Source organism: Pseudomonas sp. HC1(2025), from assembly GCF_058742075.1.
This window is the reverse complement of record NZ_CP196017.1, coordinates 5482884-5491988: the sequence shown is the minus strand read 5'-3', so window position 1 is coordinate 5491988 and position 9105 is coordinate 5482884. Positions and strand designations below refer to the sequence as shown.

The following is a 9105-nucleotide window of genomic DNA, read 5'->3' as shown; positions in this document are numbered from 1 at the left end:
GAGCAAGCCCGCTCCCACATGATTAACCGTGTTTTGCCCGTAACCAATGCGGGATCCGCCGCTCCAGGTAGTACCCAGGCGTCTTCAGCGAACCCTCGACAAACCCCACATGCCCACCCTTGGCCTGCAGTTCAAACTCGATGCAGTCCGACAGTTCGCTGGCCTGGGGCAAGCTGTGGGCAAACACAAAAGGATCATCCGCCGCCTGGATGATCAGCGTTGGCGTGCGAATCTCCCCCAGGAAGTAACGACTCGACGCCCGCCGGTAATAGTCCTCGGCGCTCAGGTAGCCATGCAGCGGTGCGGTGACGCGCCCATCAAAATCCCAGAATGTGCGCATCTTCTCCAGCGAGCCCAGCTCGGCCAGGGTCTTCAGTGCGTCTTCGCGCCCGTCCTGGGTGAATTGGCGCTGCTTGACCCGGATATAGCTGAGCATCTCGCGCATGAAGTGCTTCTGATAGACCCGTGAGAAGCCCAGGCCGATGCGGTCGGCGCACTGATCCAGGCGAAACGGCACCGATACCGCCGCCGCGCCTTGCAGGCCGCAGTGGTCGCCGGTTTCGCCCAGGTGCTTGAGCAGCACATTGCCGCCCAGGGAGTAACCCACGGCATACAGCGGCGCCAACGGCCGCTTGGCCCGCAGGTGCGCGATGGCGGCGGCCAGGTCTTCACTGGCGCCGGAGTGGTAACTGCGGGCCAACAGGTTGGGTTCGCCGGAGCAGCCACGCCAATTCAGCGCGACACTGGCCCAGCCCTGGCTGGCCAGGGCTTTTTGCAGGCCGGCAACGTAGGGCGAGTTGGACGAACCGGTCAGCCCATGCAGCACCAGCACCAAGGGCGCATGCGGGTCGTGGGGGCCGTGCCAGTCGAGGTCGAGAAAATCGCCATCTTCCAGCCACAGGCGCTCGCGCTGGCGCTCGAGGTGGGTGGTGGGGCGCCAGAGTGGGCCCCACAGCGTTTGCAGATGTGGGTTGCCGAGGCCGAAGGCGGGGGTGAAGCGGTTTGCTGGCGGTGTCATGAATACCTGTCCTGTAGGCGCGGGCCTGCCCGCAGACAAACTCGCGCCTACAGCGTTTTCAGTGGGTCAGAGCCGTACGTTGCCACAACGCGTAATACACCCGCCCGGACTTTTGCTCGCGGTGCAGGCGCCAGTTGCCCGGCAGGCCCAGGGTTGATGGCGCGGTTTCGCTTTCGGTGTAGACCCAGGCGTCATCGGCCAGCCATTGGCGCTCTTCCAGCAGGGTGCAGACGGTCGGCAGCAGGTTCTGGTTGAACGGCGGGTCGAGGAACACCACGTCGAATGCACTGGCCGGCTGGGTTTCCAGGTAGCGCAGGGCATCGGCGGTTTGGACGTGACCGGTGGTGCAGCGCAGGGTGCCCAGGTGTTCGCGCAGGCTGGAAACCGCCACGTTGCTCGCGTCCAGGGCCTGGCCCAGGGCGGCGCCACGGGACAGCGACTCGAGGAACAGCGCGCCGCTGCCGGCGAACGGGTCAAGCACCTTGGCCCCTTCGATGTACGGCGCGAGCCAGTTGAACAGGGTCTCGCGGACCCGGTCCGGGGTCGGGCGCAGGCCCACGACATCGGGGAAGCTCAGCTTGCGGCTGCGCCATTGGCCGCCAATGATGCGCAGTTGGCCCACACCGTTATGAACGTTGTGGACAGGTTTTTTAGGGCGCGATGGACTAGCCATTAATGCTCCGGAACCCCGAGCGGCTGCTCGGCAGGTTTATCAGTGGGGGGCGGTAGTGGCTTTTGCGCGGTGGTGGGACCAGCGGTCACGATCACCATTTTATCGCTGCTCAAGTGCTTGTTCAGTGCAGCCTTGACCTGTTCGGTGGTCAGGGCCTGGGATTGCTTCATGAAGTCTTCCAGGTAATTGAGCGGCAGGTTGTAAAAACCTATGGCGCCCAGTTGCCCGACGATATCGGCGTTGCTCGCGGTAGACAGCGGGAAGCTGCCGGCCAGTTCACGTTTGGCGTCATCCAATTCTTTTTGCGTCGGCCCGGTCTTGAGGTAGTCGGCCAGCACTTGCTCCACCAGGCGCAAGGTGCCGCCGCTCATTTCGGCGCGGGTCTGCAGGTTGATCATGAAGGGGCCACGTACCTGCATCGGCGAGAAGCCGGAGTACACGCCATAGGTCAGGCCGCGCTTCTCGCGCACCTCGCTCATCAAGCGAGTGCCAAAGCCACCGCCGCCAAGGATCTGGTTGCCCAGGGACAGGGCGGCGTAGTCCGGGTCGGCACGGTCGATGCCCAGTTGCGCGAACAGCAAGTGCGTCTGCTTGGAGGGAAACTCGATGTGCCCCAGGCCGGCCTTGGGCTCGGTCGGCTCGGCGATTTTCGCCAGTGCCGGGCCCTTGGGCAGGGACGCGGACACCTTGGCTGCCATGGCTTCGGCGTCGGCACGGGACAGGTCGCCGACCATCGCGATCACCGCGTTGCCGGCGGCGTAGGCCTTGGCGTGGAATGCCTTCAACTGTGCCTGGGTAATGGCCGGCACGCTCTCTGGTGTGCCTTCGCTCGGGTGCGCATAGGGATGATCGCCGTACAGGCGCTTGAACAGCTCGATGCTCGCCAGCTTGCTCGGGTTCTGTTTCTGGTACTCGAAGCCTGCCAGCAACTGGTTCTTGATCCGCGCCAGGGAGTCGGCGGGGAAGGTCGGCTGGCCGATCACCTGGTCAAACAGCGTGAGAGCGGCCTCGCGCTTGTCGGCGGCACTGAGGCTGCGCAGCGACACCAGCGCCATGTCGCGGTAGGCACCGTTGCTGAAATCCGCGCCCAGGCCTTCAAAACCGGCGGCAATCTGCCCCACATCCTTGCCCGGCACGCCTTCGTTGAGCATGGCGTTGGTCAGCAGCGCCAGGCCCGGCGTGTTGCCGTCTTGGCTGCTGCCGGCGGCGAACAGGATGCGCATGTCGAACATTGGCAGCTCATGGGCCTCGACGAACAGCACCTTGGCGCCCTCGGCGGTGTTCCAGGTCTGCACGTTGAGCTGGCGATTGGTCGGGTTCTTGCCGTCCAGTTCCGCCAGGGATTGCAGGGTCTTGCTGGACTTGGCCTGCTCCAGCGCCGGGCTGGCCACGGAGTCGTCCGGGCGACCGATATACACCGCGACCGCTGCCACCAGGGTCACGACGATCAGGCCAGGCAGCACCAGGCGGTTGTTTTTGCGATCACTCATGAGTGGTCTCCTCGGGCATGACATGGGCGACACTCAGGCGTTCGCGGGTGAAATACGTACGCGCGGCTTTCTGGATGTCTTCGGGCGTCACGCTTTGCAGCTCGGCAAGCTCGGTGTCCATGAGTTTCCATGACAGGCCGACCGTTTCCAGGGAGCCAATGGCCGTGGCCTGGCTGGTGATGGAGTCGCGCTCGTAGACCACGCCGGCAATGACCTGGGCGCGAATACGCTCCAGTTCCTCGGCGGTCGGTGGCTTGGCCTTGAGTTCGTCCAGCAGGCGCCAGAGCCCGGCTTCGGCCTGGGCCACGGTTTTCTGCTTCTGCTGGTTGGGTGTGGCGCTCAAGGTGAACAGGCTGTCGCCGCGGGTGTAGGCGTCGTAGTTGGTCGAGGCGGCGGACACCAGTTCTTCACCGCGCTCCAGCTGGCTCGGGATGCGCGCGCTGTAGCCGCCATCGAGCAGTGCCGAGATCAGGCGCAGGGCGTTGACCGAACGCTTGTCTTCGGCAGTGGCCAGGCCCGGTACGTTGAAGCCCAGGATGACGCTCGGCAATTGGGTCTGCACGTGCATGGTCAGCAGGCGTTCGCCCGGCTCGGCCAGTTCCAGGGGCTTTTTCGCCGGTGGCACGTCACGCTTGGGGATCGGGCCGAAGTAACGCTGGGCCAGGGTTTTCACCTCGTCCGGGGTCACGTCGCCGACCACTACCAGGGTGGCGTTGTTCGGCACGTACCAGGATTGGTACCAGTGGCGCAGTTCCTCGACCTTCATGCGGTCCAGGTCGGCCATCCAGCCGATGGTCGGCGTGTGATAGCCGCTGGCCGGGTAGGCCATGGCCTTGAAGCGTTCGAAGGCCTTGGACATCGGGTTGTCATCGGTGCGCAGGCGGCGCTCCTCCTTGATGACTTCGATCTCGCGGCTGAATTCGTCGGCCGGCAGGCGCAGGGTAGCCATGCGGTCGGCTTCCAGTTCCAGGGCCACGCCCAGGCGGTCGCGGGCCAGCACTTGGTAATAGGCGGTGTAGTCGTCGCTGGTGAAGGCGTTTTCTTCGGCGCCCAGGTCGCGCAGGATCAACGAAGCTTCGCCTGGACCAGTCTTGGAGCTGCCCTTGAACATCATGTGTTCCAAGGCATGGGACAAACCGGTCTGGCCAGGGGTTTCATAGCTGGAGCCGACCTTGTACCAGACCTGCGAGACCACCACCGGAGCGCGATGGTCTTCGCGTACGACGACCTTGAGGCCGTTGTCCAGGGTGAATTCATGGGTGGGTTGAGGGTCGGCAGCCAAGGCTGAAAGGGGCAGACAAACTGTGCTGAGCAGCAGGCCTGCGGCGCGGCGGGCTAGAGCATTCATTCGTTTTTAAACCTGTTGGGCTGCCCGCTTGGTCTTAGCGTCGGCGGGCGAGGAGGTGCTAGGATACTGATCCGTATTAGCGGCGGCCACTGCGGCTGTCATATCGTTTCGGATCCAGTCGTCGTGAAGATGGAGTTATCCGTGGGTTTCCCCGGTTTTAATCCGCTTTTCGCCGATTTTATCGCTTCAGTCCTATATTGAATCGATTTGTTGAGGCTGTATTCACGCCTCACAAAATACTGCGCATGAACAAGCTGGCTAAAAAACAGTCTGTTGCGCATCGAATATTATTTACCGAGGCGCCACCTTGGCGCGTCGCTACCGTGAGATAGCCGTCCTCCATGTTTGGTTCCAACGACGACAAGAAGAGCCCAGCTGCGGCTGGCGAGAAAAAAGGCCTGTTCGGATGGCTGCGCAAAAAGCCGCAGGAAACCGTCGTCGAACAGCCGCAAGTCCAACCTGAGCCCGTATCCGAGCCTGTTTTGCAGGCGCAACCTGCGATTGAACCGGTGGCCGAGCCTGTCGTCGAGGCGCCGGCGCCTGTGGTGCTGCCTATCGCCGAGCCGGTCTTGCAGCCGGTGGTGGAGGCTGCGCCAGAGCCAGAGCCAGAGCCAGAGCACAAGCCGTGGCCGCCATTGCCGGTGGCTGAAGAGCCTGTCGCGCTGGTCGAGGATGTGCAGGCCGAACATGTGGCACCACCGATTCCTGTGGTTGTGGAGCCGGTCGAAGTGGTCGCCGAGCCCCTGCCCGTTGTGGTCGAACCGGTGATTGTCGAGCCCGTAGCCGTAGTTGCCGAGCCTGCCACCGCACCTGCCGAAACCAGCAAGACCGGCTTCTTCGCCCGACTCAAGCAAGGCCTGAGCAAGACCAGCGCAAGCATCGGCGAAGGCATGGCCAGCCTGTTCCTCGGCAAAAAGATCATCGATGACGAGCTGCTCGAAGATATCGAGACCCGCCTGCTGACCGCTGACGTGGGCGTCGAAGCCACCGCCGTGATCATCCAGAGCCTGACCCAGAAGGTCGCGCGCAAGCAGCTCACCGACGCCGACGCGCTCTATAAGTCATTGCAGGCCGAACTGGCCGCCATGCTCAAGCCAGTGGAAGCGCCGCTGGTGATTACCGAGAAAAAACCCTTTGTGATCCTGGTGGTTGGCGTCAACGGCGCCGGCAAGACCACCACCATCGGCAAGCTGGCGAAGAAGCTGCAACTGGAAGGCAAGAAAGTCATGCTCGCCGCCGGTGATACCTTCCGCGCCGCTGCCGTGGAGCAATTGCAGGTGTGGGGCGAGCGCAACAAGATCCCGGTGATCGCCCAGCACACCGGCGCCGACTCCGCCTCGGTGATCTTCGATGCCGTGCAGGCCGCCAAGGCCCGTAACATCGATGTGCTGATCGCCGATACCGCCGGTCGCCTGCATACCAAAGACAACTTGATGGAAGAGTTGAAGAAAGTCCGCCGGGTGATAGGCAAGCTCGACGCCGACGCGCCCCACGAGGTGCTGTTGGTGCTGGACGCCGGGACCGGGCAGAACGCGATCAGCCAGGCCAAGCAATTCAACCAGACAGTCCAGCTGACTGGCCTGGCGTTGACTAAGCTCGATGGCACGGCCAAGGGTGGGGTTATTTTCGCCCTGGCTAAACAATTCGGGCTGCCGATTCGCTATATCGGTGTCGGCGAAGGTATTGATGACCTGCGCACGTTTGAGGCCGAACCCTTTGTCCAGGCACTGTTTGCCGAGCGGGAGCGTTCATGATTCGTTTTGAACAGGTGGGCAAGCGTTACGCCAACGGGCATGTAGGCTTGCATGAGCTGAGTTTCCGGGTGCGTCGTGGCGAGTTTTTGTTTGTCACCGGTCACTCCGGCGCCGGCAAAAGTACCTTGCTGCGCCTGTTGCTGGCCATGGAGCGTCCGACCACCGGCAAATTGCTGCTGGCGGGCCAGGACCTGGCCACCATCAGCAATGCACAGATCCCGTTCCTGCGCCGGCAGATCGGCGTGGTGTTCCAGAACCACCAGTTGCTGTTCGATCGCACGGTGTTCAATAACATCGCCCTGCCATTGCAGATCCTCGGGCTGTCCAAGGCAGAAATCGTCAAGCGTGTGGATTCGGCCCTGGAGCGGGTGGCGCTGTCGGACAAGACCGACCTGTACCCCGGCGACCTGTCCACCGGCCAGCAACAGCGCGTCGGCATTGCCCGCGCCATCGTCCATCGCCCGGCCTTGCTGCTGGCGGACGAACCCACCGGTAACCTCGACCCGCGCCTGGCTGCAGAAATCATGGGTGTTTTTGAAGACATCAACCGCCTGGGCACCAGCGTGCTGATTGCCAGTCACGACCTGGCATTGATCGCGCGCATGCGCCATCGCATGTTGACCCTGCAGCGCGGCCGCCTGATTGGTGACGGGGAGGCCGGCGTATGAGTGCCACACGCAGCCCTAAAGTTTCCGAGCGTGTAGCGCCGAAAGCGGCCGACCCGCAACCGCAGAAAAAGAAACGCGACGATGATGACGGCCCTGACTTCAGTACCTTGCTGCACGCCTGGATCGAAAGCCATCGCGCCAGCCTGGTAGACAGCCTGCGCCGCCTGGGCAAGCAGCCGATTGGCAGCTTCTTCACCTGCCTGGTGATGGCCGTGGCGTTGAGCCTGCCGATGGGCTTGTCGTTGCTGCTTAATAATGTCGAGCGCCTGGGCGGTTCCTGGCAGCGCGCGGCGCAAATTTCCCTGTACCTGCAACTGGATGCCAGCGCCACTGAAGGCGAGGCCCTGCGCGAGCAGATCAAGAACCTGCCGGGCGTGGCGGATGCCGAGTACATCAGCCGCGACCAGGCGCTGGAAGAGTTCCAGCAACAGTCCGGCCTGGGTGAGGCGCTCAAGGAGCTGCCGCAGAACCCGCTGCCGGGGGTTGTGTTGGTCACGCCCAATGAAATCGACAAGACGGCCCTTGAAGCATTAAGACAAAAATTGGCTGAATTGCCCAAGGTACAGCAGGCGCAGCTTGATCTGGTGTGGGTCGAGCGTCTGGCGGCGATTCTCAAGCTGGGCGACCGGTTTGTCTTTGGTCTGACGGTGTTGCTGGTTTCTGCATTACTTTTGGTGATAGGCAATACCATTCGTCTTCATATTGAAAACCGCCGCACCGAGATAGAAGTGATTAAACTGGTCGGCGGCACAGACAGCTATGTGCGTCGTCCTTTTCTGTACATGGGCGCGCTTTATGGCTTTGGTGCGGGGATTCTGTCCTGGGGCGTATTGGCGTTTGGCCTGGATTGGCTGAACGACGCGGTAGTCGGCCTGGCCGGTTTGTATGGCAGTGATTTTGCCCTGGCTGGCGTACCCGCTGCCGATGGTCTATCACTGTTGCTTGGCGCGGTGTTGTTGGGGTATATCGGTGCTTGGATTGCGGTTGCACGGCATTTACGCGAGCTGGCGCCGAAGTAGTTAATGTCAGATTAATGTGGTTTCGTTTGTATTGACCGTATCAGTGGTTTAGGGAACTTGTCCTACGGTTTCCGGTCAATTTTCGCAGTGCTGAACTGCACGAGTTATGTGAGTCGGAGGTTTTTTCGTATGACCACTTCTTTGCAACCTGCTTATGCTCTGGTCCCGGGTGCGAACCTGGAAGCCTATGTGCACACGGTCAACAGCATTCCATTGCTGACGCCCGAGCAGGAGCGTGAACTGGCCGAGAGTCTCTACTATGAGCAGGATTTGGGGGCGGCTCGGCAGATGGTGCTCGCCCACCTGCGTTTTGTCGTACATATCGCCCGTAGCTATAGCGGCTACGGCCTGGCCCAGGCTGACCTGATCCAGGAAGGCAACGTCGGCCTGATGAAGGCTGTGAAACGCTTCAACCCGGAAATGGGTGTGCGCCTGGTGTCGTTCGCCGTGCACTGGATCAAGGCGGAAATCCACGAGTTCATCCTACGCAACTGGCGCATTGTGAAAGTGGCGACCACCAAGGCCCAGCGCAAGCTGTTCTTCAACCTGCGCAGCCAGAAAAAACGCCTGGCGTGGCTGAACAACGAGGAAGTCCATCGTGTGGCCGAAAGCCTCGGCGTGGAGCCTCGGGAAGTGCGCGAGATGGAAAGTCGCCTGACCGGCCATGACATGGCCTTTGACCCGGCCGCTGAAGCGGACGACGACAGTGCTTTCCAATCGCCGGCCAACTATCTGGAAGACCACCGGTATGACCCGGCGCGTCAACTGGAAGATGCCGATTGGAGCGACAACTCCAATCACAATCTGCACGAAGCACTGGAAGTGCTGGACGACCGCAGCCGTGACATCCTCTACCAGCGCTGGCTGGCAGAAGAAAAAGCCACGCTGCACGACCTGGCGCAAAAGTACAATGTGTCGGCCGAGCGTATTCGTCAGCTTGAGAAGAGCGCGATGAATAAGCTGAAACTGTCGATCGCCGCCTAACACGCAACGAACGAGCAAAAAAATGCCCCGATCGAAAGCTCGGGGCATTTTTGTTCGTGCCGCGCCCCTGTAGGAGCCGGCTTGCCGGCGATGGCGATCTACCGGCTCTCAATGATTGGCTGATACAGCGCCATCGCGAGCAAGCCGGCTC

At 61.9% G+C, this 9105-nt stretch carries 8 protein-coding genes; 4 read left to right on the top strand and 4 right to left on the bottom strand.

From position 1 onward, the window contains the following. Positions 1 to 22 precede the first annotated feature (22 nt). From ACSSVH_RS24760 to ACSSVH_RS24745, 4 genes are read right to left on the bottom strand one after another with little or no spacing between them, the layout of a single operon-like run. Positions 23 to 1018: a hydrolase gene (locus tag ACSSVH_RS24760; RefSeq protein ID WP_169954942.1), complete on the bottom strand. Its 996-nt coding sequence runs from the start codon at positions 1016 to 1018 to the stop codon at positions 23 to 25. A gap of 58 nt (positions 1019 to 1076) precedes the next feature. Further along, positions 1077 to 1691, bottom strand: a complete 615-nt coding sequence (gene rsmD, locus ACSSVH_RS24755) for a 16S rRNA (guanine(966)-N(2))-methyltransferase RsmD (RefSeq protein ID WP_169954941.1) — start codon at positions 1689 to 1691, stop codon at positions 1077 to 1079. Then, the gene (locus tag ACSSVH_RS24750) at positions 1691 to 3181 is read right to left on the bottom strand and encodes a M16 family metallopeptidase (protein WP_492633843.1); all 1491 of its coding nucleotides are present in this window, start codon (positions 3179 to 3181) and stop codon (positions 1691 to 1693) included. The genes rsmD and ACSSVH_RS24750 overlap by 1 nt, the downstream gene beginning before the upstream one ends. Next, positions 3174 to 4529: a M16 family metallopeptidase gene (locus tag ACSSVH_RS24745; protein WP_169954939.1), complete on the bottom strand. Its 1356-nt coding sequence runs from the start codon at positions 4527 to 4529 to the stop codon at positions 3174 to 3176. The genes ACSSVH_RS24750 and ACSSVH_RS24745 overlap by 8 nt, the downstream gene beginning before the upstream one ends. A gap of 341 nt (positions 4530 to 4870) precedes the next feature. On the opposite strand from ACSSVH_RS24745, the gene ftsY reads away from it, so the two are divergent. From ftsY to rpoH, 4 genes are all read left to right on the top strand, one after another. Further along, complete coding sequence (ftsY, locus tag ACSSVH_RS24740; RefSeq protein ID WP_492633842.1) at positions 4871 to 6283, top strand: signal recognition particle-docking protein FtsY; 1413 nt, start codon at positions 4871 to 4873, stop codon at positions 6281 to 6283. Further along, positions 6280 to 6951 carry a cell division ATP-binding protein FtsE gene (ftsE, locus tag ACSSVH_RS24735; protein ID WP_003213784.1) on the top strand — a complete coding sequence of 224 codons (672 nt, stop codon included), beginning with the start codon at positions 6280 to 6282 and terminating at the stop codon, positions 6949 to 6951. The genes ftsY and ftsE overlap by 4 nt, the downstream gene beginning before the upstream one ends. Continuing rightward, positions 6948 to 7970 carry a permease-like cell division protein FtsX gene (gene ftsX, locus ACSSVH_RS24730; RefSeq protein ID WP_057440383.1) on the top strand — a complete coding sequence of 341 codons (1023 nt, stop codon included), beginning with the start codon at positions 6948 to 6950 and terminating at the stop codon, positions 7968 to 7970. Before ftsE ends, ftsX begins: the two co-directional genes overlap by 4 nt. A gap of 129 nt (positions 7971 to 8099) precedes the next feature. Further along, positions 8100 to 8954: an RNA polymerase sigma factor RpoH gene (rpoH, locus tag ACSSVH_RS24725; RefSeq protein WP_003176698.1), complete on the top strand. Its 855-nt coding sequence runs from the start codon at positions 8100 to 8102 to the stop codon at positions 8952 to 8954. The last annotated feature ends 151 nt before the right edge of the window (positions 8955 to 9105 follow it).